Annotated in this window: 19 protein-coding genes; 14 read left to right on the forward strand and 5 right to left on the reverse strand. The window is 63.2% G+C overall.

Annotated elements, in window-relative coordinates; genetic code table 11:
• Window positions 1-50 precede the first annotated feature (50 nt).
• The 12 genes from JG739_RS26625 (at window position 51) to JG739_RS26680 (ending at window position 16,341) form a co-directional block, all read left to right on the forward strand.
• Window positions 51-1,448 (forward strand): ammonium transporter, encoded by a 1,398-nt coding sequence (locus JG739_RS26625; protein ID WP_202364111.1) that lies wholly within the window; start codon window positions 51-53, stop codon window positions 1,446-1,448.
• A gap of 37 nt (window positions 1,449-1,485) precedes the next feature.
• On the forward strand, window positions 1,486-1,704 hold the full coding sequence (locus JG739_RS26630; RefSeq protein ID WP_202364112.1) for a hypothetical protein: 219 nt from the start codon (window positions 1,486-1,488) through the stop codon (window positions 1,702-1,704).
• 133 nt (window positions 1,705-1,837) lie between these two features.
• Window positions 1,838-2,734 carry a class II glutamine amidotransferase gene (locus JG739_RS26635; protein ID WP_202364113.1) on the forward strand — a complete coding sequence of 299 codons (897 nt, stop codon included), beginning with the start codon at window positions 1,838-1,840 and terminating at the stop codon, window positions 2,732-2,734.
• A gap of 4 nt (window positions 2,735-2,738) precedes the next feature.
• On the forward strand, window positions 2,739-3,470 hold the full coding sequence (locus JG739_RS26640; protein WP_202364114.1) for a GltB/FmdC/FwdC-like GXGXG domain-containing protein: 732 nt from the start codon (window positions 2,739-2,741) through the stop codon (window positions 3,468-3,470).
• 6 nt (window positions 3,471-3,476) lie between these two features.
• A complete protein-coding gene (locus JG739_RS26645) occupies window positions 3,477-4,805 on the forward strand; it encodes an FMN-binding glutamate synthase family protein (RefSeq protein ID WP_127289671.1) in 1,329 nt (442 codons plus the stop codon).
• A gap of 37 nt (window positions 4,806-4,842) precedes the next feature.
• On the forward strand, window positions 4,843-6,150 hold the full coding sequence (glnT, locus tag JG739_RS26650; RefSeq protein ID WP_202364115.1) for a type III glutamate--ammonia ligase: 1,308 nt from the start codon (window positions 4,843-4,845) through the stop codon (window positions 6,148-6,150).
• Window positions 6,151-6,235: 85 nt separating this feature from the next.
• Window positions 6,236-7,489: a sarcosine oxidase subunit beta family protein gene (locus tag JG739_RS26655; RefSeq protein WP_202364116.1), complete on the forward strand. Its 1,254-nt coding sequence runs from the start codon at window positions 6,236-6,238 to the stop codon at window positions 7,487-7,489.
• A gap of 16 nt (window positions 7,490-7,505) precedes the next feature.
• Window positions 7,506-7,781: a sarcosine oxidase subunit delta gene (locus JG739_RS26660; RefSeq protein ID WP_202364117.1), complete on the forward strand. Its 276-nt coding sequence runs from the start codon at window positions 7,506-7,508 to the stop codon at window positions 7,779-7,781.
• A 244-nt stretch (window positions 7,782-8,025) separates the two neighbouring features.
• Window positions 8,026-11,004: a sarcosine oxidase subunit alpha gene (locus JG739_RS26665; protein ID WP_446720575.1), complete on the forward strand. Its 2,979-nt coding sequence runs from the start codon at window positions 8,026-8,028 to the stop codon at window positions 11,002-11,004.
• Window positions 10,997-11,626 (forward strand): sarcosine oxidase subunit gamma, encoded by a 630-nt coding sequence (locus JG739_RS26670; RefSeq protein WP_244749588.1) that lies wholly within the window; start codon window positions 10,997-10,999, stop codon window positions 11,624-11,626. Before JG739_RS26665 ends, JG739_RS26670 begins: the two co-directional genes overlap by 8 nt.
• A 370-nt stretch (window positions 11,627-11,996) precedes the next feature.
• Entirely contained in the window at window positions 11,997-14,366 is a 2,370-nt protein-coding gene (locus JG739_RS26675) for a DUF1989 domain-containing protein (RefSeq protein WP_202367659.1), read from the forward strand.
• 265 nt (window positions 14,367-14,631) lie between these two features.
• Window positions 14,632-16,341, forward strand: coding sequence for an APC family permease (locus tag JG739_RS26680; protein WP_202364120.1), 1,710 nt, complete (start codon window positions 14,632-14,634; stop codon window positions 16,339-16,341).
• Between the two features lie 260 nt (window positions 16,342-16,601).
• On the opposite strand, the gene JG739_RS26685 is transcribed toward JG739_RS26680, so the two are convergent.
• From JG739_RS26685 to JG739_RS26700, 4 genes are all read right to left on the reverse strand, one after another.
• Window positions 16,602-18,095, reverse strand: coding sequence for an aldehyde dehydrogenase family protein (locus JG739_RS26685; RefSeq protein WP_202364121.1), 1,494 nt, complete (start codon window positions 18,093-18,095; stop codon window positions 16,602-16,604).
• 68 nt (window positions 18,096-18,163) lie between these two features.
• A complete protein-coding gene (locus JG739_RS26690) occupies window positions 18,164-21,331 on the reverse strand; it encodes an efflux RND transporter permease subunit (RefSeq protein ID WP_202364122.1) in 3,168 nt (1,055 codons plus the stop codon).
• A 350-nt stretch (window positions 21,332-21,681) separates the two neighbouring features.
• Complete coding sequence (locus JG739_RS26695; RefSeq protein ID WP_202367660.1) at window positions 21,682-22,812, reverse strand: efflux RND transporter periplasmic adaptor subunit; 1,131 nt, start codon at window positions 22,810-22,812, stop codon at window positions 21,682-21,684.
• 74 nt (window positions 22,813-22,886) lie between these two features.
• On the reverse strand, window positions 22,887-23,495 hold the full coding sequence (locus JG739_RS26700; RefSeq protein ID WP_202367661.1) for a TetR family transcriptional regulator: 609 nt from the start codon (window positions 23,493-23,495) through the stop codon (window positions 22,887-22,889).
• 287 nt (window positions 23,496-23,782) lie between these two features.
• Between JG739_RS26700 and JG739_RS26705 the strand changes: the two genes are divergently transcribed.
• Both JG739_RS26705 and JG739_RS26710 read left to right on the forward strand, forming a co-directional pair.
• Entirely contained in the window at window positions 23,783-24,136 is a 354-nt protein-coding gene (locus JG739_RS26705) for a VOC family protein (RefSeq protein ID WP_202364123.1), read from the forward strand.
• 29 nt (window positions 24,137-24,165) lie between these two features.
• On the forward strand, window positions 24,166-25,080 hold the full coding sequence (locus tag JG739_RS26710; protein WP_202364124.1) for a PhzF family phenazine biosynthesis protein: 915 nt from the start codon (window positions 24,166-24,168) through the stop codon (window positions 25,078-25,080).
• Window positions 25,081-25,180: 100 nt separating this feature from the next.
• Here the strand turns inward: JG739_RS26710 and JG739_RS26715 are convergent, their stop codons facing one another.
• Window positions 25,181-26,818, reverse strand: a complete 1,638-nt coding sequence (locus tag JG739_RS26715; protein WP_202364125.1) for an acyl-CoA synthetase — start codon at window positions 26,816-26,818, stop codon at window positions 25,181-25,183.
• Window positions 26,819-26,841 lie beyond the last annotated feature (23 nt).

The following is a 26,841-nucleotide window of genomic DNA, read 5'->3' on the forward strand; positions in this document are numbered from 1 at the left end:
AAAAGTTTTACTGAGAGGCAAGGAACGCAACTGAACGGAGGGGACCTGCAATGGAAGGGAATCTCAACGCTCTAACGACCATTTTCACGGAGTTCTATTACTGGGTGACCATCGTCATGATGTTCCTGATCCATGTCGGGTTCTGCATGTACGAGGTCGGCGTGTCGCGTCGGCGCAATCATCTGAAAACGCTGATGAAGAACGCGATGGCGATTCCGCTCGTCACGATCACCTTCTATTTTTTCGGCTGGTGGATCTATTTCGGCTTCCCCAATGGGCCGGGCATCGCCGGCGGACTTGTCACCGCACCATTTGCCGAACCATGGAATCCGCTGATGGGCACCCATCTCTCCGGTGTCAATCCAGGCGAGACGGGGGTCACGCCCACCGACGCCGCGCTGTGGCATCGCCTCAACGGCGTGTTCTGGGGCGCCTTTCTGCTGTTTTCCATCACGACGGCGTCGATCATCTCGGGCTCAATCATAGAGCGCGCGCGCTCTGGCGCGTTCTGGATCGTCGCGGTGCTGATCGGCTCGGTCCTGTGGATCCTCGACGCGTCCTGGGGCTGGCATCCGCAAGGCTGGATGGTGAAACTCTGGGGCTATCATGATGCCTATGCTTCGGGGGTCGTGCACGCGATCGCGGGCGGAGCGGCGCTCGCCTTTCTCATCGTGCTCGGTCCGCGTATCGGCAAGTTCAAGCCCGACGGCACGCCACGCGACATCCCGCCCCACAATGTCTGGCTGGTCACGATCGGCCTGTTCCTGATCTTCACCGGTTTCTGGGGCTTTTATGCCGCGTGCAACATTCCGCTGATCAGCCCGGCCACGATTGCCGGCCAGATCACCGGCGAAACCTGGACGGCGACCAATATCTATCTCGCGCCGACCACGCTCTCGGCGATCACCTTCAACTTCCTGATGTCGCTGTCGGGCGGTATGCTGGCCGGCTACATCGTCTCGAAAGGCGACCCTTTCTGGACGTTCTCTATGGGGCTTTGCGGCATCATCTCGGCGTCTGCCGGCAATGACCTCTATCACCCGATCCAGGCGATGCTGATCGGCGCGATCGTCCCGAGCATCTGCTACAAGCTGCACTATTTCGTCGAGCGCCGCTTCAAGATCGATGATGCGGTCGGCGCCGTTGCGGTGCACGGTTATGGCGGCTTCCTCGGCGTCGTGGTGGCGGGCTTCATGCTGTGGGGACAGCCGTCCTCGCCCTATGAAGGCTTCGCGCACATCAATCCGCTCGGCAATTTCGCTGGTGCGGTGCTGATGTTCGTGCTCGGCTTCGTCCCGACCTTCGTCGTCTGCAAGATCCTTAACAGCATGAACCTCCTGCGCGTACCAAAGAAGGTCGAACTCGAGGGCGTCGACTTTGCCCTCAACCATGCGTTCGAGGCGTCGGTCCGTGAACTGGGAACCGCCGAAAAGGCCATGATCAAATAGTCAACCGACAACTAGTCAACCGACAGGGAGAACCGCAATGTCGACCAATGGAATGGAAAGCTGGGCCGTCGACCTCAAGGACATCGGCGCGATCTACCCGTTTCAGGGTTCTGAAGTGGTGATGGTGATCGTCGGCCTCGTCTTCTGGATCGGGTGGCACGTCCTCCAGACGCGCCACGAGAACGCTGAGATCGAGGCCGATATGACGGCGGATCGCACCGGAGAGGAGACGAGAAAAGCGATCGACCGCCATTAGTCCGGAATAAGGTCGTCTGGCGTCTCAAATTGCGCCGGACGACTTGTCCATGATGAAAAAAACTTTCATATGAGTTGAATTCTATTTCTGAAGCTGGTAGCACCGAAATCATACGTCACCGCGGGAGCCTGACATGTGCGGAATCGTCGGATTGTTTTTGAAGGACAAGTCGCTCGAGCCCCAGCTCGGCTCGATGCTTTCGCAGATGCTGATCTCGCTCAGCGATCGCGGTCCCGACAGCGCCGGCATAGCCATCTACGGCACGCCGTCCGGCAACGAGGCCAAGATCACCATGCAGTCGGCAAAGCCGGAGCGCGACTTCCGCGATCTCGACGCCGAACTGGCCAAGGCGATCGGAGCCCGGGTCGGCATTGCGGTGAAATCGACGCATGCCGTGGTCAGGACCGCGCCCGCCAAGATCGATGAAGCGCGCGAGGCGATCCAGGCACTGCGCCCCGACATCCGCGTCATGGGCGCCGGTGACGTCGTCGAGATCTACAAGGAAGTCGGCTTGCCCGAAACGGTGGTCGATCGCTTCGACGTGCGCAGCATGACCGGCACGCACGGCATCGGCCATACCCGCATGGCGACGGAATCGGCAGTGACGACGATGGGCGCGCATCCGTTCTCGACCGGCGCCGACCAGTGCCTGGTGCATAATGGCTCGCTTTCCAATCACAACAATGTCCGCCGCGAGCTGATCCGGGAAGGCATGAAATTCGAGACCGAGAACGACACTGAAGTCGCGGCCGCCTATCTCTCCTCGCAGATGGCGCATGGCAAGAATCTCGGCGAGGCGCTGGAAGGCACGCTGAGCGACCTCGACGGCTTTTTCACCTTCGTCGTCGGCACCAAGAACGGCTTCGGCGTGGTTCGCGATCCGATCGCCTGCAAGCCTGCCGTCATGGCCGAGACCGACCAATATGTCGCCTTCGGCTCGGAGTATCGTGCGCTGACCAAACTGCCCGGCATCGACAATGCGAGGGTCTGGGAACCCGAGCCTGCAACCGTCTATTTCTGGGAGCATTGAGTTCATGCCGGCAATCAACGTCTCCAAGGCACTCGACCAGAGCCAGGCATCCAGGGTGTTCGACCTGGCCGAGATGCCGCTGCGCGAGCTCAACCAGGCGCTTCACGATTTGACCCCCGGTTCGAACCAGACCGCCTGGGAAGTGCTCAATCCGAAAGGCAGCCATTCGGTCGCCGTCGGCGTCGACCAGCCGGTCACCATCGATGTCCGCGGCAGCGTCGGCTATTATTGCGGCGGCATGAACGATGGCAGCAGTATTACCGTGCATGGCTCGGCCGGACCGGGCGTCGGCGAAAACATGATGTCGGGCACGATAACGGTCAAAGGCGACGCCAGCCAATATGCCGGCGCCACCGGCAGGGGCGGGCTGCTGGTCATCGAAGGCAATGCGTCGTCGCGCTGCGGCATTTCGATGAAGGGCATCGACATCGTCGTACACGGCAATATCGGCCACATGTCGGCCTTCATGGCGCAGTCCGGCAATCTGGTGGTGCTGGGCGATGCCGGCGATGCGCTCGGCGATTCCATCTACGAGGCGCGGCTGTTCGTGCGCGGCAAGGTTGAAAGCCTCGGCGCCGATTGCATCGCCAAGGAGATGCGGCCCGAGCACCTGGAGTTGCTGCAGGGCCTGCTCGACCGCGCCGGGGTGACCGGCGTCAAAGCGGCGGAGTTCAAGCGCTACGGCTCGGCGCGCACCCTCTACAATTTCAACATCGACAACGCCGACGCGTATTGAGGCTCAATGACCTATCGCAACCCGCCGACGACGCCGCGCAAATCCGCGACCTTCGACGACTATACGCTCTCCGAGATCCGCCGCGCGGCGGCGACCGGCATCTATGACATCCGCGGCGCCGGCGCCAAGCGCAAGCTGCCGCATTTCGACGACCTGCTGTTCCTCGGCGCCTCAATCTCGCGCTATCCGCTGGAAGGCTATCGCGAGCGCTGCGACACCAGCGTGGTGCTGGGTTCGCGCCATGCGAAAAAGCCGATCGAGCTGAAAATTCCGATCACCATCGCCGGCATGAGTTTTGGCTCGCTGTCCGGTCCAGCCAAGGAAGCGCTCGGCCGCGGTGCGACGCTGTCCGGCACCTCGACGACCACCGGCGACGGCGGCATGACCGAGGAAGAGCGCGGCCACTCGCAGACGCTGGTCTATCAATATCTGCCGTCGCGCTACGGCATGAACCCGCGCGATTTGCGCCGGGCCGATGCGATCGAGATCGTCGTCGGCCAGGGGGCCAAGCCCGGCGGCGGCGGCATGCTGCTTGGCCAGAAGATTTCGGACCGGGTCGCCGAAATGCGGACGCTGCCGAAGGGCATCGACCAGCGCTCGGCCTCGCGCCATCCCGACTGGACCGGGCCGGACGATCTCGAGATCAAGATCCTGGAGCTGCGCGAAATCACCGACTGGGAAAAGCCGATCTACGTCAAGGTCGGCGGCGCGCGGCCCTATTACGACACAGCACTTGCGGTGAAATCAGGCGCAGATGTCGTCGTGATCGACGGCATGCAGGGCGGCACCGCCGCAACCCAGGAAGTGTTCATCGAAAATGTCGGCCAGCCGACGCTTGCCTGCATCCGGCCGGCGGTGCAGGCGCTGCAGGATCTCGGCATGCATCGCAAGGTGCAGCTGATCGTCTCCGGCGGCATCCGCAACGGCGCCGATGTCGCCAAGGCGCTGGCGCTCGGCGTCGACGCGGTGTCGATCGGCACCGCCGCACTTGTCGCGCTCGGCGACAACGATCCGCGCTGGGAAGCGGAATACAACGAGCTCGGCACCACCGCCGGCGCCTATGATGATTGGCACGAGGGACGCGACCCGGCCGGCATCACCACGCAGGACCCCGAACTAATGAAACGGGTCGATCCGATAGCGGCCGGCCGACGGCTGGCGAATTATCTCAAGGTGATGACCCTGGAGGCGCAGACGATTGCCCGTGCCTGCGGCAAGAACAGCCTGCATAATCTCGAGCCCGAGGATCTCGTCGCGCTCACGATCGAAGCCGCCGCCATGGCCGGCGTGCCGCTGGCCGGCACCAACTGGATACCGGGGAAGAACGGCTTCTGATACCAAACTACCAAATACCAATAAGCGAGGAACTATAATGGGGAACGATCTCGCCGCCTTCGCCAAAGGGAACGGCGTCAAATATTTCATGATTTCCTACACCGATCTGTTCGGTGGGCAGCGCGCCAAGCTGGTGCCGGCGCAAGCCATTGCCGATATGCAGAAGGACGGTGCCGGCTTTGCCGGCTTTGCCACCTGGCTCGACCTGACGCCGGCGCATCCAGACATGCTGGCGGTGCCGGATCCGGATTCGGTCATCCAGCTGCCGTGGAAGCCGGAAGTCGCCTGGATTGCTGCCAATTGCGTGATGGACGAAAAATCGGTCGAGCAGGCGCCGCGCAACACGCTGAGGCGGCTGATTGCCGAGGCGGCGGGCGACGGCATGCGTGTCAAGACCGGCGTCGAGGCCGAGTTCTTCCTGATCTCGCCGGACGGCAAGACGATTTCCGACGAATACGACACGGCGTCGAAGCCCTGCTACGACCAGCAGGCGGTGATGCGGCGCTACGATGTCATCGCCGAGATCTGCGACCACATGCTGGCGCTCGGCTGGGGCGCCTACCAGAACGACCATGAGGACGCCAACGGCCAGTTCGAGATGAACTGGGCTTTCGACGATGCGCTGGCGACCGCCGACAAGCATTCCTTCTTCAAGTTCATGGTGAGGTCCGTTGCCGAAAAGCACGGCCTGCGCGCCACCTTCATGCCAAAACCATTCCCCGGCCTGACCGGCAATGGCTGCCACGCCCACATCTCGGTGTGGGACAGGGACGGCAAGACCAATGTCTTTGCCGACAACGCCATGGAACTCGGCCTGTCGGCGAAGGGCAGGAATTTTCTCGGCGGCATCATGAAGCATGCCTCGGCACTTGCCGCGATCACCAACCCGACGGTCAATTCCTACAAGCGCATCAATGCGCCGCGCACCATTTCGGGCGCCACGTGGGCGCCAAACTCGGTGACCTGGACCGGCAACAACCGCACCCATATGGTGCGCGTGCCCGGCCCCGGCCGCTTCGAGCTGCGCCTGCCCGACGGCGCCGCAAACCCTTATCTGCTGCAGGCGGTCATCATCGCCGCCGGCCTCGACGGCATCCGCTCGAAGGCCGATCCGGGCAAGCGCTACGACATCGACATGTACCAGTTCGGCCATACGGTGGAGGGCGCACCGAAACTGCCGCTCAACCTGCTCGACGCATTGCGCGCGTTCGACGACGACAAATCGCTCAAGGCGGCCATGGGTGAGGAATTCTCGTCGGCTTATCTAAAGCTCAAGCGCCAGGAATGGGATTCCTACGCTTCCCACTTCACCCAGTGGGAGCGCGACCACACGCTGGATATCTAGAGACCGAAAAGTGTGAAGCGGTTTCGGATGTTTCCGATGCGTCAGGAAAAGTCCAGCGTGGCGCCAGCGACCTCGGAATAGAGTTATGAAATACTCGATCTTCTCCCTCGCCCGCGCCGCATTTTCCGGCCACAAGAATTGGCAGCGCACCTGGCGCGACGCCAGCCCGAAGGATCGCTACGACGTGGTGATCATCGGTGGCGGCGGCCACGGCCTGGCGACGGCATGGTTCCTGGCCAGCGAGTACGGCATCAGGAAAGTCGCCGTGCTCGAAAAGGGCTGGATCGGCTCCGGCAATGCCGGCCGCAACACCACCATCATCCGCTCCAATTACGGGCTGCCCGGCAATACCGGCTTCTACGAACTATCGATGAAGCTGTGGGAGCGCATGGAGCAGGACCTCAACTACAACACGATGGTCAGCCAGCGCGGCGTCATCAATCTCTATCATTCCGACGCGCAGCGCGACGCCTATGCGCGGCGCGGCAACACCATGCGCATCAACGGCATCGATGCCGAATTGCTCGACCTGGCGGCGGTCAAGAAGATGATGCCGTTCCTGAACTTCGATAATGCCCGCTTTCCCGTGCAAGGCGGCCTCTTGCAGCGGCGCGGCGGCACGGCGCGCCACGACGCGGTGGTCTGGGGCTATGCTCATGCGGCGAGCGCGCTCGGCGTCGACATCATCCAGAACTGCGAGGTGACCGGCTTTGTGCGCGATGCCAACGGCAAGGTGACCGGCGTCGAGACGACGCGCGGCACAATCGGCGCCGGCAAGGTCGGCATGGCCGTCGCCGGCAGTTCGTCGCGGGTCGCGGCGATGGCTGGCCTGCGGCTGCCGATCGAAAGCCATGTGCTGCAGGCCTTCGTTTCCGAGGCGATCAAGCCGCTGATCCCCAACGTCATGACCTTCGGCGCCGGCCACTTCTATGTCAGCCAGTCCGACAAGGGCGGACTGGTCTTCGGCGGCGACATAGACGGCTACAATTCCTATGCCCAGCGCGGCAACATGCCGGTGATGGAAGACGTCTGCGAGGGCGGCATGGCGCTGATGCCGATGATCGGTCGCGTGCGCCTCTTGCGCCAATGGGGCGGCATCATGGACATGTCGATGGACGGCTCGCCGATCATCGACAAGGCGCCGGTGGACGGGCTCTATCTCAATGCCGGCTGGTGCTATGGCGGCTTCAAGGCGACGCCCGGCTCCGGCCTTGTCTTTGCTCATCTTCTGGCCCGCGACGAACTGCACAAGGAGGCGGCAAGATTCCGACTCGACCGGTTCCGGCGGGGTGCTGTCATCGATGAAAAGGGCGTCGGCGCCCAACCGAACCTGCACTGAGGACGGTCCGAAAATCATGCGCATTGTCTGTCCCTTCTGCGGCGAACGCGAACTCGGCGAGTTCACCTGTCTCGGCGACGCCAAGCCGCTGCGGCCGGCAGCCGGCGCCTCGGATGACGAGGTGTTCGACTACGTCTATCTGCGCGACAACATTGCCGGCGCGATGAGCGAACATTGGTACCATGGCGGCGGCTGCCGGGCCTGGCTGAAGATCACCCGCAACACGCTGACGCACGAGATTTCCGCCGTCGAGCCGGCGGCGGGCGTCGGGGCGAGGTCGGCTGCAAGATGAATTTTTCCGTCCAACTCAGCGCCGCCCCTCATCCGCCTGCCGGCACCTTCTCCCCGTATAGTGACGGGGAGAAGGGAGCTTGCCGCCACCTCGGCGCCCTTCCTGCAACGTCGATGATTGGCGAAAATTTCGGTGAAGGCGTCCTTCTCCCCGTCACTATACGGGGAGAAGTGCCCGGCAGGGCGATGAGGGGCAGCGCGGCGTTCCTGCATGACGTCAAAGCGATCGAAGGCCGGCAATCGTGATCACCAGCCAGTCCCATCGTCTCGCATCGGGCGGCCTTATCGACCGCTCGGCACCGCTGAACTTTCGCTTCGACGGCAAAAACTTTGCCGGCTTCCAGGGCGACACGCTTGCCTCGGCGCTGATCGCCAATGGCGTCAAGCTGGTCGGCCGCTCGTTCAAATACCACCGGCCGCGCGGCATCCTGACGGCAGGCTCGGAAGAACCCAACGCACTGGTCGAGCTGCGCACGGGGGCGCGGCGCGAGCCGAACACCAAGGCGACCACCGCCGAACTTTATGACGGTCTGGAAGCCGCCAGCCAGAACCGCTGGCCGTCGCTGCGCCACGATCTGATGGCGGTCAACCAGCTGTTTTCGCCGATCTTCGTCGCCGGCTTTTACTACAAGACCTTCATGTGGCCGGCGAAGTTCTGGGAAGCGATTTACGAGCCGGCGATCCGCCGCGCCGCCGGTCTCGGCCGCGCCGCGGGCCTTGCCGATCCCGACCATTACGACAAGGCCTGGGCGCATTGCGACGTGCTGATCGCCGGCTCCGGCCCAGCCGGGCTGGCGGCAGCGCTAGCCTCGGGGCGCAGCGGCGCCCGCGTTATCCTGTGCGAGGAAGATTTTGCGCTTGGCGGCCGCCTGCTTGCCGACGGCGGCACGATCGACGGGGTGCCCGCAGCCGAATGGATTTCGCGCACGCTGGCCGAGATCGCCTCCCTGCCGGACGTCCGCATCATGCCCCGTACGACGCTGTTCGGCGTCTATGATGGTGGCACCTATGGCGCGATCGAACGGGTCAACGACCACCTGCCCTCGCCGCCCGAACATCAGGTGCGCCAGCGGCTGTGGCGGATCGTGGCAAAGCGCTCGATTGTTGCCGCCGGCGCCATTGAACGGCCTGTTGTCTTTGCCAGCAACGACACGCCCGGCGTGATGATGGCTTCGGCGATGCGGACCTATATCGCGCGCTATGCGGCGACCCCGGCGAAGCGGATCGCGCTGTTCACCAACAATGAGGATGGCTGGCGCACGGTCGAGGCGGCCCTTGGCGCCGGACTGCAGATCGCCGCGGTCGTCGATGCGCGTCCGGACGTGTCCGCCACGCATCGCGCGCTCGCCGCCAAGGCCGGCTTTGCCGTTTTGAACGGCTCCGTCGTCGATGTCGAAGGCGGCAAGGACGGCGTTCGGAAAATCTCGGTGGCGCTGGCAGGCGGCGCACGCGCCGAGGTCGAAGCCGACGGGCTTGCCGTTTCCGGCGGCTGGAACCCGGCGGTCGGGCTGACTTCCTACCATCGCGGCCGGCCGAAATGGCAGGACGATATATCGGCCTTCGTGCCGGACGGCGCGCCTCCTGGGATGGTAGCCGCCGGTGCCGCCAACGGCGCTTTTGGGCTCGGCGCCTGCCTGCGCCAGGGGTTTGCCGCCGGTTCGGCAGCAGCGCAGAGCGCCGGACACAGCGGCAATGCCGGCGCGCCGCCAGTCGCCGACGACGAGGCTTTTTCGCTGACCCCGCTCTGGCATGTCGCCGGCAAAGGAAAGGCCTTTGTCGACTACCAGCATGACGTCACCGCTGCCGACATCGAACTGGCGCAGCGCGAAGGTTTTGAATCGGTCGAGCACCTGAAGCGCTATACGACGCTCGGAATGGCGACCGACCAGGGCAAGACCTCAAATGTCGCCGGCCTCGCCATCCTGGCGGCGCTATCAGGCAAATCCATTCCCGACACCGGCACGACGATCTATCGCCCCCCCTATGTGCCGGTCGCCATCGGCGCGGTTGCCGGCCATCATCGCGACGAAAACTTCCATGCGACAAGGCTGACCCCGTCGCATCACTGGGCAGCCGAACAGGGCGCGGTGTTCGTTGACACCGGCCTGTGGAAGCGGGCGCAATGGTATCCGCGCGCCGGCGAGAAGGACTGGCTGGAGACGGTCACCCGCGAGGTCAAGGCGGTACGCTCCGGCGTCGGTTTTTGCGACGTCTCGACGCTCGGCAAGATCGACGTGCACGGACCTGATGCCGGCGCCTTCCTCGACCGCGTCTACATCAACACCTTCTCCAATCTTGCTGTGGGAAAAGCCCGCTACGGGCTGATGCTGCGCGAGGACGGCATGGTCTATGACGACGGCACCACGTCGCGGCTGGCCGAGGATCACTATTTCCTGACCACCACGACCGCCAAGGCCGGGCCGGTGATGCAGCATCTCGAATTCTGCCGGCAGGTGCTGTTTCCTCAATTCGACGTGCAACTCACGTCCGTCTCCGACCAGTGGGCGCAATTCTCGATCGCCGGGCCAAAGACCCGGGACCTGCTTCGCGAAATCGTCGATCCGGCGGAGGATTTGTCGAATGAGGGTTTTCCGTTCATGGGCGCGCGGCAAGTCGCACTCCGCGGCGGCATCAGGGCGCGGCTGTTCCGCATTTCGTTCTCCGGGGAGATGGCGTTCGAGATCTCGGTTCCGGCCCGCTACGGCGACGCGCTGGTGCGCAACCTGATGCTAGCCGGCAAACAATTCGGCGTAACGCCCTACGGCACCGAGGCGCTCGGCGTCATGCGCATCGAAAAGGGCCATGTCGCCGGGCCGGAGCTGAACGGCACGACGACCGCGGCCGATCTCGGCTTGGACAAGATGATGTCGACCAAAAAGGATTTTGTCGGCCGCGTCATGGCCGGACGCGAGGCGCTGCTCGCTCCGGATCGGCAGGTCGTGGTCGGCATCAAGCCGACGGACAGAACGCGCCGCCTGCGCTCCGGCGCGCATGTCATACCGAAAGGCGAGATACCGGGTGCTGCCAACGACCAGGGCTATGTCACCTCGGTCTGTTTCTCGCCGACGCTTGACCAGTGGATCGGGCTGGCGCTTGTCGAGCGCGGCCGCGAGCGCATCGGCGAGATCGTCCATGCGCATGACCCGCTGCGCGGCGAAGACTACGACGTCGAGCTGTGCAATCCCGTCTTCTACGATCCGGATGGAGGGCGCCAGCGTGGCTGAGTTTTCGTGGCTTCCCCGCAGCCCGCTGGAGCATGTCCTTGTCGTGGGCGCCTATGGCGCGCGCAACGTCGCGCCGGGCATTTCGCTCACCGAGATCCGCAATTTCGACGTGATCCAGGTGATGGCGCGGCGCGGCAAAGGAGCGGAACTGGCAAGCGCTGCCAAAGCCCGTTTCGGCATGGCGGCTCCGGAGGTGCCTAGGGCCGTCAGCGCTTCGGACGTGACACTCATCTGGTCGGGACCGGATCAGTTCCTCGTCCTGTCCAAGGGCGGCAGGCACGCGATGGATATTTTGAGCCAGGCGTTTTCGCAATCCGCCTCGCTGTCCGATCAGTCGCATGCGCGCGCCTTGATCAGCGTCGCGGGAGCCAAGGCGCGCGCCATGCTGGCGAAATTGTCGTCGCTCGACCTGCACCCGACGGCGTTTCCGGTCGGCGTCGCTGCCGCCACATCGATCGACCATACCGGGGTCAATCTATGGCGTGGCAATGACCGGCCGGATGGGCAGCCGGTGTTCAGTCTTCTGGTGTTTGCAAGTTTCGCCGAAAGCCTACTGTACACGATGCTCGACGCGGCCGCCGAGTATGGCGTCGACGTCGGGTATTCCGAGGAGTTGGGGTAGTCTCGACTTTTGCCGGAAGAGGGCCAATTTGATATCTCGGCGCTGCCCCTCATTGCCCTGCCGGGCATTTCTCCCCGTTAACGGGGAGAAAGAAGCTGGCCGCAACGCTGGCGCCTTTTTGTGCAACGCAGGTGATTGGCGAAATCGTCGAGGAGAGCGCCCCTCGCCCCGTTTACGGGGAGAGGATGCCGGCAGGCAGGTGAGGGGCAGCGCCGACGCTTGGAAGATAAGCTCGATCGGCGAGCTCAAACCCAAGCGATTGCGCCCAGCCCATCCCCCTTCGCCTTGCCAAAACTGCAAGCACTGCTATTCTTCCCGCTAAAATAATTTTACGCACAGGCAAACTTGTTTCTTGAGACCCCGGGTCGAGATGAGCCAGTCGCCCTACCCCGCCGTCGCCGCCGGACCGCCGCGGCCGAGCCTCATCTTGCGGCCCGGCCAGATGGCGCTGCCGGCCGGCATGGAGCGCTACCATGTGCGAGGCAACGGTGCGGTGCTCATCGATGTCGAGGCCGGGGACACGATCAGCGTACGCAACGTAGAGGGCGGGCAGGCCTGCGAGCTTTTGGCATGGGACGATAGCGGCGTGACTGATGCCGGTATTTTCGGCGAGAAATCGAACAGCAACGCCGCCGGCATCAAGGCGCTGCTGGCCGATGGCGACGACAGCCTTGCTTCCTTGCGCCGAGGGCTCGAGCGCCGCCAGGTGCAGCTCGACCAGGCAAAGGCGGTTCGCGTCTTCGGCGGCGCCACCCCTGCCGGCACCGACCAGAATTTTGCCGTCGCCCGCAATGGCTCGATGCTGATCGCCGCCCCGGGCGGGCCGATGCCGGTCGACGGCCACGACACGGCAACGCCGCTCGGCGTCATCCTGCGCCGCGCCACCATCCGTCCGGCGGCGAAATCCAGGCTTGGCGACCCGCTGGCCGACCCGGTGCTCGACCTGCGCGTCCATTCGGCGACTGCGGAAGCCTACTTCGTCAAGGCGGGTGACTATCTGCAGATCATCGATGTCGACGGGCGCCAATGCACCGACTTCCAGTGCTTTTCGGCGCGCAAGCTCGACAAGGGACGCGACCATCCGCTCGATGTGACGACGACCCGCACGCTGATGGGCTCGAACTATCCGATGCCAGGCCTGCATTCGAAATATTATGACCAGGACATGGAGCCGCTGGTCGAGGTGGTGCAGGACACTTGCGGCCGGCACGATGCATTCGCGCTTGCCTGCGCGGCCAAATATTACGACGACATCGGCTATCCCGGTCACCCCAACTGCTCGGAGAATTTCAACCGCGCGCTCGCCGACAAGGGCGTCACTCCGCGCGCGGGCTGGATGGCGATCAACTTCTTCTTCAACACGGCGATCGACGCGCATGGCGTCATGGTGTCTGACGAGCCATGGTCGCGGCCGGGCGACTATGTGCTGCTGCGCGCCTTGACCGACATCGTTTGCGTTTCGTCGGCCTGCCCCGACGACACGACGCCGGCCAATGGCTGGAACCTGACCGACATCCATGTGCGGACCTATTCCGGTAAGCACGAATTCTCGCGAGCGATCGCCAGACGCATGACGCCCGATTCGGAACCGAAAATGACCCGCGAGACCGCTTTTCATTCGAGCTTTGCCAAACACACCCGCAACTTCGTCGAGTACAGGGGATATTGGCTGGCCAATTCCTTCGCCAAAGAGGGCCCGATCGACGAATACTGGGCCTGCCGGCAGGCCGCCGTGATCATGGACCTGTCGCCGCTGCGCAAGTTCGAGGTCACCGGCCCGGATTCCGAAGCGTTGCTGCAATACACGCTAACCCGCGACGTGAAAAAACTCGGGGTCGGCCAAGTGGTCTATTCCGCCATGTGCTACGAGCATGGCGGCATGATCGACGACGGCACGCTGCTCAGGCTCGGCAAGGACAATTTCCGCTGGGTCGGCGGCGACGATCTTTCCGGCGAATGGCTGCGCGACACCGCAATGAGCCTCGGCCTCAACGTGCTGGTGCGCTCGTCGACCGACCAGATGCACAATGTCGCCGTGCAGGGACCGAAGAGCCGCGACATCCTCAAGGAGATCATCTGGACCTCGCCGTTGCAGCCGTCGATCGAGGAACTCGAATGGTTCCGCTTCGCCGTCGCCCGCATCGGCGACAGCGACGGCATTCCAATCGTCGTCTCGCGCACCGGCTACACCGGCGAGCTCGGCTATGAGATCTGGTGCCATCCGCGCGACGCCGAAAAGGTGTTCGACGCCATCTGGGAGGCCGGCCAGCCGCATGGCTTGAAGCCGATGGGGCTGCAGGCGCTCGACATGGTGCGCATCGAGGCCGGGCTGATCTTTGCCGGCTATGATTTTTCCGACCAGACCGATCCGTTCGAAGCCGGCATCGGCTTCACCGTGCCGCTGAAGAGCAAGACCGACGATTTCATCGGCCGCGAGGCGCTGATCCGGCGCAAGGAAAACCCGCACAAGAGACTGGTCGGCCTCGACATCGATGCCAATGTCGCGGTCGGCCATGGCGATTGCGTCCATGTCGGCCGCGCCCAGATCGGCGAGGTCACTTCCGCCATGCGCTCACCGGTGCTGAACAAGACCATCGCGCTGGCCAGGCTCGACGTCACCCATGCCGCCATCGGCACCGAGGTCGAGATCGGCAAGCTCGACGGCCATGCCAAGCGACTGCCGGCGCGCGTCGTCGCCTTCGCCCACTACGATCCGCAAAAGACCAGACCGCGCTCCTGACGGCAGCATCCCTTGCCTTCTCCCCCTGTGGGAGAAGGTGGATCGGCGCGCACGCCGGGAGAAGGTAAGAGCGTGTCCCACATCTACGATGTGCACAGCTTCACAAAACGCTTGACGTGAAAGCGTGACGCGTCAATCTTCACTGCCAAGAAAAAAATACTACTGAGCGGAAAATGCCTGAGGTCGTTCAACGCGTGCGTCGGTGACGCATCGCGAAGTGTCGACTGTCGCCGATGGGGAACATCAAAATGGGGAATTCACGTATATGAGCACGATAGTCTCTGCCCTGGTGCCGCCTGCCGAAGGGCAGCTGCATCGCAACATCGATTGGCGCGGTGCCTTCTGGGTGGCAAGCGGCGTTCCCGCCCTTGTCCTGTTTTCGATCGGCGGCATTGCCGGCACGACCGGCAAGCTGGCCTTCCTGATCTGGACCGTGTCGATGATCATGGGCTTCCTGCAATCCTTCACCTATGCCGAAATCGCCGGCCTGTTTCCGAACAAGTCCGGCGGCGCCTCGATCTATGGCGCCACCGCCTGGCTGCGTTACTCCAAGTTCATCGCGCCGCTTTCGGTGTGGTGCAACTGGTTCGCCTGGTCGCCGGTGCTGTCGCTCGGCTGCTCGATCGCCGCCGCCTACATCCTCAACGCGCTGGCGCCGGTGCCGCTGTTTACCGACACCTCGCCGGAAGTGGCCGCCTATATCGCGGCTAATACGGGGACCAGTGCCGCCGACGCCATCGCGGCGGTGAGCGCGGCCGCCACACCGGCGATCCGCAACTGGACGCTCTACGGCCACACGCTGGGCCCGGTCTCCTTCACCTTCAACGCCACCTTCTTCATCGGTGCGGTGCTGATGCTGATCATCTTCTCCATCCAGCATCGCGGCATCCTTGGCACCGCCAATGTGCAGAAATATATCGGCCTGTTCGTCATCATTCCGATGCTGATCGTTGGCGTCGTGCCGATCGTTACTGGCCAGATCGACTGGGCGAATTTCTCGCCGCTGGTGCCGCTCGCGGCCGCCTATGCGCCCGAGCCCGGGGCGTGGAACATCGCTGGCTGGACGCTTGTTCTCGGCGGCATGTTCATCGCCGCCTGGTCGACCTACGGTTTCGAGACCGCCGTCTGTTACACCTCCGAATTCAAGAATCCTGGCACCGACACCTTCAAGGCGATCTTCTATTCCGGCCTGCTGTGCATGCTGCTGTTCATCCTGGTGCCGTTCACCTTCCAGGGCGTGCTCGGCTTGAACGGCATGCTGGCGACCCCGATCGTCGACGGCTCCGGTGTTGCCGACGCACTTGCCGGCATGGTCGGCGGCGGCCAGCTCATCCATAGCCTTCTGGTGATGCTGATGATCCTGGCCCTGGTGCTGTGCATCATGACGGCGATGGCGGGATCCTCGCGCACGCTTTACCAAGGATCCGTCGACGGCTGGCTGCCGCGCTACCTCAGCCACGTCAACGAGCATGGCGCCCCGACGCGGGCGATGTGGACCGACCTGATCTTCAATCTGTTCGTGCTGGCCATCGCTTCGGCCGACGCGACAAGCTTCTTCTTCATCCTCGCCGTGTCGAATTGCGGCTACATCATCTTCAACTTCCTCAACCTCAATGCCGGCTGGATCCATCGCATTGACAACGGCCACATCTCGCGGCCGTGGAAGGCACCGAGTTGGCTGCTCGGCATCGGCGCCATCTTTTCCTACGTCAACATGATCTTCATGGGCGCCGGCGCCAAGGTCTGGAACCCGATGGCGCTGTGGGCAGGGCTGATCACGGCTGCCCTCATCATCCCGGTGTTCTGCTTCCGGCATTACCTCCAGGACAAGGGGAAATTCCCCGACCACATGCTGGCCGATCTCGGCATGAATTCGTCCGATCTCGCCGTCAGAAAGGCGGGCATCCTGCCCTACCTGACGCTGATCGCCGGCGTGGTGATGTTGCTGCTCGCCAACTGGCTGTTCGTCATCTGATACCAGCCTCAAGGGATTGAGCGCGCGATAAATTCACTCCGCTTGGGTTCCTCTCCCCCGCTTCGCCGGGGCGAGGAACCCAAGTCTTGACATGGTTCCGATTGGCACCGATGACCCGCCGCCGAGGCGGGTTTTTCGTTTCTTAAAGCGCGTCGCGTTTGACCGGCCTCGTGCGACGCGCTTTAGGTTGTTTTTCATACATGTCGTTATCGCAAAACCGCTGCACACTTTTGCACGACATGCATTATTCGGCGGATCGCTCAATCGATCTTGATGAACACACCCTTGGTGTTGAGATACTCGTCGAGGTGCTCGGCACCGCCCTCGCGGCCATAGCCGCTCATCTTGTAGCCGCCGAAAGGCACGGCCGGATCGATGGCGTGATAGGTGTTCACCCAGACTGAGCCGGCACGGATTTTTCGCGACAGCTGGTGGGCGGTGGCGACATTGCCGGTGAAGACCCCGGCAGCGAGACCGTAGGGCGTGATGTTGGCGCGCTCGACCGCCTCATCGAGCGTGTCGAACGGCAGCGCCGAAATCACCGGCCCGAAAATTTCCTCGCGGGCGATCCTCATGTCGTCCGAAACGCCGGCAAAGACGGTCGGCGCGACGAAATTGCCTGCGGCCAGCGCACCTTCCATCAGGCGTTCACCGCCGGTGACGAGGGTCGCGCCCTGCGCCGTGCCGGCCTCGACATACGAGGCGACCCGTTGCAGCTGCTTTTCGGAGACGAGTGGGCCGATCTCGGTCGCCGGATCGATGCCGTCGCCGATCCTGAGACCCTTGGCATAGGTCGCCAGCCGCTCGACGAATTCGTCATGGACGGAGCGTTCGACGAACAGGCGCGAGCCGGCGATGCAGATCTGGCCGGAATTGGCGAACACCGACATCGCCGCCACCGGCACCGCTTTGTCGAGATCGGCGTCGGCGCAGACGATGACCGGCGACTTGCCGCCAAGCTCCAGCGAGACGCGCTTGAGGTTGCCGGCCGAGGCGCGGACGATCGACTGGCCGGTTGCCGTCGAGCCGGTGAAGACGATCTTGTCGACGCCCATATGCTCGGCAAGTGCGGCGCCTGCCTCGGCGCCGGTGCCGGTCACGATGTTGACGACGCCTGGCGGAACCCCGGCCTCGTTCATGAGGTCGGCGATCAGAAGCGGCGTCAGCGGCGCCTCTTCCGACGGTTTCAGCACCACCGTGCAGCCGGTCGCCAGCGCCGGTCCTATCTTCCAGATCGAAGCCGCCGTCGGTGCGTTCCACGGGATGATGGCGCCGACGACGCCGACCGGCTCCTTGCGGGTGAAGGAGACGATTTCGCCCGGCAGCGAGTTCTCGATCGTCTCGCCGTGCAGGGACGTCGCCATGCCGGCATAATAGCGCAGCATGCCGATGACGCGGTTGCGGTTGGCCAGGGTGCGCACGATCGGCATGCCCATGTCGGTCGTGTCCGAGCGGCTGATCTCCTCCCAGTGCTTTTCGAAGAGATCGGCGATCCTGAGCAGTAGCACCTGCCGCTCATAGGGCTTGAACCGGCTCCACGGCCCGTCGAAGGCCTTGCGCGCCGCGACCACCGCCAGCTCGACATCCTGGCGGTCGCCGCGCGGCACCGTGGCAATGACCGCGCCGGTGGCTGGATTGCGGCTTTCCATGGTGCGGCCCGAGCAGGCGTCGACCCAGGTGCCATCGACGAACATCTGACGGTGGCGTCCGTCGATCGGCCGGCGCAGCGCCACCGGTGTCTGAGCTATGGTCATGACGTCCTCCTCCAGCGCTCCTGCCGGTGGGCGGATTAAACCCCTGGACGTCACATCTGCCAACAGCTCTATTCCGCCGCCAGGGGCAGTTGCGGCTGGTCATCGTTTTCCGCCAGCTTCGGCTCCGCGGCCGGCTCGGCCGCCTGCTCCGCATCTTCGGCCTTCTTGCGCTCCCTGCCGAAGAACAAGGCATAGCCTGCCGGAAGGACGAGGATGGTAAGCACCGTGGCGACGAGGATGCCGCCCATCATGGCATAGGCGAGCGGACCCCAGAAGACGCCGCGCGAAATCGGGATCAGCGCCAGGACCGCCGTCAGCGCCGTCAGCATGATCGGCCGGAAACGGCGGACCGCCGAGCCGATGATGGCCTCCGAGCGTTCCATGCCGGCCGCAATATCCTGGTCGATCTGGTCGACAAGGATGATCGAGTTGCGCATGATGATGCCGAGCAGCGCGATGACGCCGAGGATGGCGACGAAGCCGAACGGTGCGCCACTGATCAAAAGTGCCGCCGCAGCACCGATGATGCCGAGCGGACCGGTCGCCAGCACCAGCATCGCCTTGCCGAAATGCTGCAGCTGGATCATCAGCAGCACGACGATAACGGCCAGCATGATTGGCGCTTTCGCAGCAATCGAGGCCTGGCTTTCGGCCGAATCCTCGGCGCCGCCCTGGATCTCGATAGCGTAGCCGGGCGCCAGACCGTCGCGCAGGCCTTGCATCTCGCTGTACATCTTCATGACGACATCGTTCGACTGCACGCCGTCCGGCAGCGTGGCGCGCACGCTGATGGTCGGCAGGCGGTCGCGCCGCCATTCGACGCCTTGCTCCAGCACCGGGACGACCTTGGCGACCTGCGGCAGCGGCACGAAGCCACCGAAATCCGTCGGGACAGAGATGGAGTCGACCGCCGACAGCAGGTGGCGGCTTGCCTCCGGCTCGCGAGCGACGATCGAAACGGTCTCCTCGCCGTCGCGGAAATCATCGAGCGGCGCTCCCGACATGGTCGCCTGCAGCATCTGGCGGATGCGCTGCGAGGTGACGCCGAGCGCACGGGCGCGATCCTGGTCGATCACCAGCTTCATCTCCGGCACCGGCTCCAGCCAGTCGTCGTGGACGGCGCCGAGCAGCGGATTTGCCTGGAACTTCGCCTTCACCTCGTCGGCGATGCGGCGCACCTCCTGGCGATCCGGGCCCATGACGCGCATTTGCACCGGCCAGCCGGTGGGCGGCCCAAGGAACAGGCGGTCGACCTTGGCGCGGACCGACGGGAAATCCTCGGCCAGAATGGTGCGCAGCTTGGCGATCAGCCGCTCGCGGGCCGGTTCGTCATTGGCCATCACCAGAAGCTGGGCGAAGTTGGGATTGCGAAGCTGCTGGTCGAGCGGCAGGAAGAAGCGCGGCGCGCCTTCGCCGATATAGGTGGCGATGAAGCGCTTGTCCTTGTCGTCCATCATCCTGGTTTCGAGCGCCTTGGCCTGCGTCTCGACTTCGTTGATGCTGGTGCCTTCCGGCAGCCAGAGGTCGACAAGGATTTCCGGACGCGACGACTGCGGGAAGAAATTCTGCGGGATGAACTGGAACGCCCACAGGCTGGTGACGAAGGTCACCAGCGTCATGACCAGCACGATGATGCGGTGACGCACGGACCAGCTGACGGTGGCGCGAAGCCGGCGATAAAAGCTCGTGTCAAAGACGTCGTGATGGCTGCCGGCGTGTTTTCGCTGTTTGAGGAGCATGTGACCAAGCCATGGCGTGAAATAGACCGCCACGAACCAGGAGACGACCAGCGCGATGCCGACAACGTAGAACAGCGAGCGTACATATTCACCGGCTGTCGAAGCCGCGAAGCCGACCGGGATGAAGCCGGCGGTGGTGATCAGCGTGCCGGACAGCATCGGGAAGGCCGTCGAGGTGTAAGCGAAGCTCGCCGCCTCGATCTTGACCATTCCTTCCTCGAGCTTGCGCTCCATCATTTCGACGACGATCATCGCATCGTCGACCAGCAGGCCGAGCGCGATGATCAGCGCGCCAAGCGAAATGCGCTGCAGATCGATGCCGAGCTCGTACATGATGGCGAAGGTGGCGGCCAGAACGAGCGGAATGGTGATCGCGATGACCAGGCCTGAACGCCAGCCGATCGTCAGGAACGAAACGACAAGCACGATCAGCAGCGCCTCGCCGAGCGCCGTCATGAACTCGCCCACCGCGTCCCGCACGACTTCCGGCTGGTCGGCGATCTGGTCGACCGAAACGCCGTAGGGCAACGCCTCTTCGAAGCGATGATAGGTCGCCTCGACCTCCTTGCCGACATCGGTGACGTTGAAGCCCCTGGCCATCACGACGCCGACCTGGACGCTATCGTGGCCGTTGAAGCGGTATTTGCGCTGAAAGGGATCTTCGAGACCTGTGGTCACGGTTGCGATGTCGCCGAGGCGCGTCACCTGGTTGCCGGCGCGCAGGCGAAGTTCGCGGATGTCGGCCGCCTCGGTCACGCTGCCCTCGACCGAGATGCGCACAGAGCGCTGACCGGTGTCGACCGAGCCTGCCGGATCGACATTGTTCTGGCCCTTGATCGCGTTCTGCAGATCGGTGAGCGTCAGGCCGCGCTCGGCAAGCACCTTGGACGAAACGTCGATATAGAGTTTTTCCGGCTGGTCACCGATGATCACGGCCTTCTCGACGCCGGGCGTGGTCAACAGCATGTCACGCGCCTGGATGGCCAATTTCTTCAGCTCGGGATAGCTGTAGCCATCGCCGCTGATCGAATGCAAGGTGATGAAAGTGTCGCCGAATTCGTCGTTGAAGTAAGGCCCAAGCAGCCCCTGAGGCAGCTCATTGGCGATATCGCCGACCTTCTTGCGTACCTGGTAAAAGGCATCCGCGACCTCAGTCGGATTGGTGTCGCCTTCCACCTGCAAGGTGATGATGGCGCTGCCGGCGCGCGTATAGGAACGGACGAAATCGAGATGCGGCGTTTCCTGCAGCTTGCGCTCGATCTTGTTGACGACCTGGTCCTCCATCTCCTGGATCGAGGCACCGGGCCAGACCGCCTGGACGACCATGACGCGGAAGGTGAAATCCGGGTCTTCCTTCTGGCCCATGCGCATCAGGCCGAGCGCACCGGCAACGATAATCAGGCCGAACAGGAACCGCGCGATGCTCGGGTGCCCGATGGCCCAGCGCGAAAGATTGAAGGGCCGTTTTTCATGGGTGTCGGTGGTGTCGGTGGTCATAGCGCCAGTCCATCTGTCCGATCGTCAGCGCACGCACATGGCATGCCCACGGAGCTTCTAATGCCGGAGCCTGTTCCATCCCGATAGGATCGGGATGGGGCTCCATCTTTCCTGTCCGAGCATGATCTTTTCCGAAAACCGGCTTCCACTTTTCGGGATCATGCTCCAGGCTTCCGGGCGGCGAGGCCTTCCGAGCGGAGAGACACTCATCGCGGTGGGGCGCAGGATCGATGTCGGGGGGTACATCGACCTGACGTCTCGACAATGGGGCACCTGCCGCCCGGAAACCGTGAATCGCTTGACCTCGCGGCTTGCGCCGATGCGAGGAAAAGCCGTTTTATGCCTGGCCGTCAGCGCACGCGCTTGACGGCGTCTCCATCGTCCGCCGATGCGGACTGTTGCACCGCATCGCCGGCCAGCTTGACCTGCAGATTTTCGGTCATGAATTGCGTGCCCGCCGCAACGACGACATCGCCGGGTTTCAATCCTTCGGCAACATGCACGCCGTCGGCGGTGAACTCGGCGACCTTGATCGGACGCGCATGGACGGTCTCGCCGTTGCGGTCCACGGTCCAGACGATCTGCTGGCCGTCCTTTTGCGCCAGCGCGCTCAACGGGATCGATACGCTTTGCAGGCTGCTGTTGGCGGCCGAAGCCTCGATATTCGCGGTCATGCCGAGAAGCACGCGCGGATCGTTGGGCAGGCTGACGCGAACGGCAAAGGTACGCGACTGCTGATCGGCGCTGCCGGCGACTTCACGGACCTTGCCGTCGAGCGTCAGCGCGTCGTCGGACCAGAAGCTTGCCTTGACGTCCTTGCCCGGCTTGAACTGGGCGATATCCGTTTCCGGCACGGCGATCAGCACTTCCTTTTCGCCATCGACGGCAACGGTCACAACCGGCGTGCCGGAGCCGACCACCTGACCGACATCGGCGGCAACTGACGTGACAATGCCGTTCCTGTCCGCCTTAAGGTCGGTGTAGCGCACCTGGTTCTTCGCCTGGTCAAGCGCTGAGCGGGCGGAATTGCGTGTGGCGACCGCCTGATCATGGCTGAGCGTCGCCTGTTCGAGCTGCGATTTCGAGGCGAACTTCTTGGCAAACAGCTGTTCGGCACGACGGCGGGCAAGGCCCGTTGTTTCGACCTGCCGCTCGGCGGCCTCGAGGCTGGCCTCGGCACTCTTGACCGAAAGGTCGTAGTCGGCGGGATCGATGCGGGCCAGAACGTCGCCCGGCTTGACGCGCTGGCCGATGTCGACCAGGCGCTCGGTGATCTTGCCGTTGATGCGGAACCCGAGATTCATCTCGGTGCGGGCGCGCACCGATCCGGAGTAGGAGAGCTCACGGGTATCGTTGGCCTTGGCGATCTCGACGACCTTGACCGGCCGGACGATGTCCTTGACTTCCACTTTTTCTTGCGAGCAACCGGCGAGCCCTAGCGCCGCGACGACGACCAGAGCCGGACCAATGGCCGTGTTCATGATGGATTTGGACAAAGACACTTGCGTACTCCCGAAGTGGAGATGGATTGTCGACGCCCGGCGGACGCCGCCGGTCATTTCTTCAAAGCCCTGAGGGCAAACTCGATAAGCTCGTCCGGCATCGCCCGGTTGTTCTTGGCAAGGCACTGGGCGACCATCTGCGGGTGACAAAGGGTGATGATAGCGGCGCCGAAACACCGCGAAGCGACTTCCGGGTCCTGGTCGGCAAACTCGCCGGCCGCGATCCCCTCGCGGATCACCTCCTCGACCAAGCCGCGGATCCTGTCGATATGCTTCTCGATGACATGCCAATCGCGCTCGATGGCGACGACGACCATTTCGTGCACCTTCTCCTGGTCGAGCATGGTGTCGCGGGTCCACTGATAGTGCGTTAGCGCGTAGCGGCGAAGCCTTTCGCTGGCCGTTCCGGGACTATGGCAGGCGTCGTAGCTCAGTTGGTAGCAGGTAGCGATCATGCGGCCGCAAACGGCCTGGTGGATTTCGACCTTGGAGGCGACGAAACGGTATATGTTGGCCGTCGACATGCCGAGTTCACGGGCTATGTCCGCGACATTGGTCTTGCCGTAGCCGTAGTGGCGGAACAGTCGCTCTGCGCAATCCAGGATGCGCGCGACATTCTCCTGCCGGACCAGGTCAGCCGTCGTGTCGAGGGTGTCATGCATCATTTATCATTAACTCATTACGAGTGACGAATTTTGAATTTCGTCACTCGTAATTCGAAATCGACCGCCTGTCAACAGGGTGATGTTATCGTTCTGGGCGACCGGTGACACCTGTTGACACAACCTGGACGTGAACAGCGTTAACGAAGCCTGCTGCGGGCCGTGCACAGGCACCCCGTCGGCCCTTCTACCCATCTGCGCATGCTGGGCTCAGATGATCGGCGCGCTATTTATGCTCCGCAGCGCGCAGCAATGCGTTACCATCCAAGCCGTGGAGGAGATATGGAATGGCCGTCCTGCGCATCGTCTCGAACATCGCAACAGACAGCATTCCGGATGTTCGGAAGTTCTATACCGACCTGTTCGGGCTCGATGCCGTCATGGATCACGGGTGGCTCGTCACGCTGGCATCCAGCGAAACCACCGTCCCCCAGATCAGCATCGCCAGCGAGGGCGGCTCAGGCACCCCGGTGCCAGACTTGTCGATCGAGGTCGACAATGTCGACGCGGTTTACCTTCGCGCGAACGAGATCGGTTGCAGGGTGGTCTATGATTTGACCGACGAACCGTGGGGCGTAAGACGTTTCTTCATTGCCGACCCGACCGGCAAGCTGCTCAACGTGCTCTCGCATCTCCGCTAGAAATTGTCTGCAATACTGAAACGGGCCAATTGCGGCTCTCGGAAGAAACCATGAGCAGAACAATCCCATTTCATTTCGTCGATGTCTTCGCGGTAGAGCCGCTGACCGGAAATTCACTGGCGGTGGTCGATTGCGGTGCCGAATTGGCGCTCGAGCTCATGCAGAACATTGCACGTGAGTTCAACCAGTCTGAGACCACTTTTGTCCTACCGGCGACCCTGGCGGACGCCGATTGGAAATTGCGCTCTTTCACGCCGAAAGGCGTAGAGGTTTTCGGTGCAGGCGGTCACAACACGCTGGGGGCCTGGTGGTGGCTCGCTGCCGCGGGGCGGCTCGAGCTGGGCGATGGCCCAACATGGTTTCGCCAACAGATCGGCGACTTGGTATATCCATTGGCCATCTGGCAAAGCCAGGGGAAACTCGAAAAGGTCGTTATGCAGCAAGGAGCCCCGGTGGCCGGCCGGCAGATCTCAAATCTTGGCGCTCTTGCCACGGCACTTGGCCTAAACACTGAAGAAATAACGGACGTCGTGCCTTGCCAGGTGGTCTCGACCGGTGCTGCCCATCTCCTGGTGCCTATCCGCGATCGCCAAGCCGTCGACCGGATTTCGCCTGACTCCAAACAGCTTTTCGACCTGCTCAACGAGGCCGGCGGGGAAGGCTGCTACGTCTTCTCACTTGATCCACTACAGCCCGGAACCACAGCGTACGCACGGTTTTTCAACCCGACTGTCGGCATTGCCGAGGATCCGGCAACCGGTACGGCGGCTGGTCCGCTCGCCGCACATCTGGTTGCATATGGTCTTGCACAGCCCGGCGCAATCAAGGTCGAGCAAGGCACGGCGCTCGGACGAACCAGCATCATTGAAGTAGATGTAGATGTCGGCTCAGTGAGCGTTTCTGGGCGCGGCATCGTGGTGGCGAGCGGGGCGTTTTCGATCTAGTTCCTCTGCACGGAGGACTGGTTCTGAGCCCTGTGGACGGTCGCTGCCAAAAGTTGGGCTGGGCCAACAATGATCTGACACGGAATGGGTCCTGATCCACCTACCCCTTCGCCATCTCCCTCAGCCGGAACTTCTGGATCTTGCCGGTTGAGGTCTTTGGGATTTCGGCGAAGATCACCGCTTTCGGCACCTTGAAGCGGGCGAGCAGCGCGCGGCAGTGGTCGATGATCTCGACCTCGGTCGCCGTCCTGCCCGGCTTCAGCTCGACATAGGCGACCGGGACCTCGCCCCATTTGTCGTCGGGCCTGGCGACGACGCCGCAGGAGGCGACGGCGCCGTGCTTGTAGAGCGCCTCCTCGACTTCGACCGAGGAGATGTTCTCGCCGCCGGAAATGATGATGTCCTTGGAGCGGTCCTTGAGCTGGATGTAGCCGTCGGGATGCATGACGCCAAGGTCGCCCGAATGGAACCAGCCGCCGGCGAAGGCCTCGTCGGTCGCCTTGCGGTTCTTCAGATAGCCCTTCATGACGATGTTGCCACGGAACATGACCTCGCCGATCGTCTCGCCATCGGCCGGTGTCTCCTCCATCGTCTCCGGGTCGATCACCGTCAGATCCTCGAGCGCGGCATAGCGCACGCCTTGCCTGGCCTTCCTCGCCACCCTGAGGCCTTTTTCGAGCCCATCCCACTCGCCATGCCATTCGTTGACGACCGCGGGGCCATAGGTCTCGGTCAGGCCATAGAGGTGGGTGACGGCAAAACCCGCATCGGCCATGCCCGACAGCACCGCTTCCGGCGGAGGTGCCGCGGCGGTGTTGAAGGTGACCGTCTGCGGAAATTGCCGCTTGTCCTCGTCGCTGGCGTTGATCAGCACCGACATCACCACCGGCGCGCCGCACAGATGGGTGACCCCGTGGTCGGCGATGGCGTCGTAGATCGGCTTCGGCCGCACCCAGCGCAGGCAGACATGGGTGCCGGCCTGCACGGCCAGCGTCCACGGAAAGCACCAGCCATTGCAGTGGAACATCGGCAGCGTCCACAGATAGACGGCATGCTTGCCCATCCCGGCGTGGATAGTGTTGGCATAGGCCATCAGCGCCGCACCGCGATGATGGTAGACGACGCCCTTTGGATTGCCTGTCGTGCCGGAAGTGTAGTTGAGCGAGATCGCGTCCCATTCGTCGTCCGGCATCGACCAGGCGAAATCCTCGTCGCCGCCCGCGACGAAGGTCTCGTAATCGAGCGAGCCGATCGGCTCGCCCTTGGGATAGGGCGCGTCAGTGGGGTATTCGGGATCGTCATAGTCGATGACCAGCGGTTTTACCTTAGCCAGCGCCAGCGCCTCGCCGACGACATTTGCAAATTCGCGATCGACGACCATCACCTTGGTTTCGGCATGGTCGAGCTGAAAGGCGATGACCGCGGCATCGAGGCGGGTGTTGAGCGAATGCAGCACCGCCCTGGTCATCGGCACGCCGAAATGCGCTTCCAGCATCGGCGGGGTGTTGGACAGCATGACGGTGACGGTGTCGCCCTTGCCGATGCCGTGCCTGTGCAGCGCCGAGGCAAGCTTCAGCGACCGCCGCCAGAAATCGCGATAGGTCGTGCGCTGGCGACCATGGATGATCGCGACATGGTCGGGAAAAGTCCTTGCCGCCCGCTCCAGATAGCTGAGCGGCGTCAGCGGCTGGTGGTTGGCTGGATTCCTGCCGAGATCCTGTTCGTAGGGATTGCCCATCCCGTCCTCCCCATGTTTATCGA

The organism is Mesorhizobium sp. L-2-11 (genome assembly GCF_016756595.1).
In the GTDB taxonomy this organism is placed as follows: Bacteria; Pseudomonadota; Alphaproteobacteria; order Rhizobiales; family Rhizobiaceae; genus Mesorhizobium.

What these genes read in the sequence shown, in the direction of transcription:
- JG739_RS26705 (WP_202364123.1), top strand. Translation starts at nt 23,783, where the DNA reads ATGGCCGTCCTGCGCATCGTCTCGAACATCGCAACAGACAGCATTCCG.
- JG739_RS26635 (WP_202364113.1), top strand. Translation starts at nt 1,838, where the DNA reads ATGTGCGGAATCGTCGGATTGTTTTTGAAGGACAAGTCGCTCGAGCCC.
- JG739_RS26700 (WP_202367661.1), bottom strand. Translation starts at nt 23,495, where the DNA reads ATGCATGACACCCTCGACACGACGGCTGACCTGGTCCGGCAGGAGAAT.
- JG739_RS26715 (WP_202364125.1), bottom strand. Translation starts at nt 26,818, where the DNA reads ATGGGCAATCCCTACGAACAGGATCTCGGCAGGAATCCAGCCAACCAC.
- glnT (WP_202364115.1), top strand. Translation starts at nt 4,843, where the DNA reads ATGGGGAACGATCTCGCCGCCTTCGCCAAAGGGAACGGCGTCAAATAT.
- JG739_RS26630 (WP_202364112.1), top strand. Translation starts at nt 1,486, where the DNA reads ATGTCGACCAATGGAATGGAAAGCTGGGCCGTCGACCTCAAGGACATC.
- JG739_RS26640 (WP_202364114.1), top strand. Translation starts at nt 2,739, where the DNA reads ATGCCGGCAATCAACGTCTCCAAGGCACTCGACCAGAGCCAGGCATCC.
- JG739_RS26675 (WP_202367659.1), top strand. Translation starts at nt 11,997, where the DNA reads ATGAGCCAGTCGCCCTACCCCGCCGTCGCCGCCGGACCGCCGCGGCCG.
- JG739_RS26655 (WP_202364116.1), top strand. Translation starts at nt 6,236, where the DNA reads ATGAAATACTCGATCTTCTCCCTCGCCCGCGCCGCATTTTCCGGCCAC.
- JG739_RS26690 (WP_202364122.1), bottom strand. Translation starts at nt 21,331, where the DNA reads ATGACCACCGACACCACCGACACCCATGAAAAACGGCCCTTCAATCTT.
- JG739_RS26685 (WP_202364121.1), bottom strand. Translation starts at nt 18,095, where the DNA reads ATGACCATAGCTCAGACACCGGTGGCGCTGCGCCGGCCGATCGACGGA.
- JG739_RS26645 (WP_127289671.1), top strand. Translation starts at nt 3,477, where the DNA reads ATGACCTATCGCAACCCGCCGACGACGCCGCGCAAATCCGCGACCTTC.
- JG739_RS26695 (WP_202367660.1), bottom strand. Translation starts at nt 22,812, where the DNA reads ATGAACACGGCCATTGGTCCGGCTCTGGTCGTCGTCGCGGCGCTAGGG.
- JG739_RS26660 (WP_202364117.1), top strand. Translation starts at nt 7,506, where the DNA reads ATGCGCATTGTCTGTCCCTTCTGCGGCGAACGCGAACTCGGCGAGTTC.
- JG739_RS26680 (WP_202364120.1), top strand. Translation starts at nt 14,632, where the DNA reads ATGAGCACGATAGTCTCTGCCCTGGTGCCGCCTGCCGAAGGGCAGCTG.
- JG739_RS26625 (WP_202364111.1), top strand. Translation starts at nt 51, where the DNA reads ATGGAAGGGAATCTCAACGCTCTAACGACCATTTTCACGGAGTTCTAT.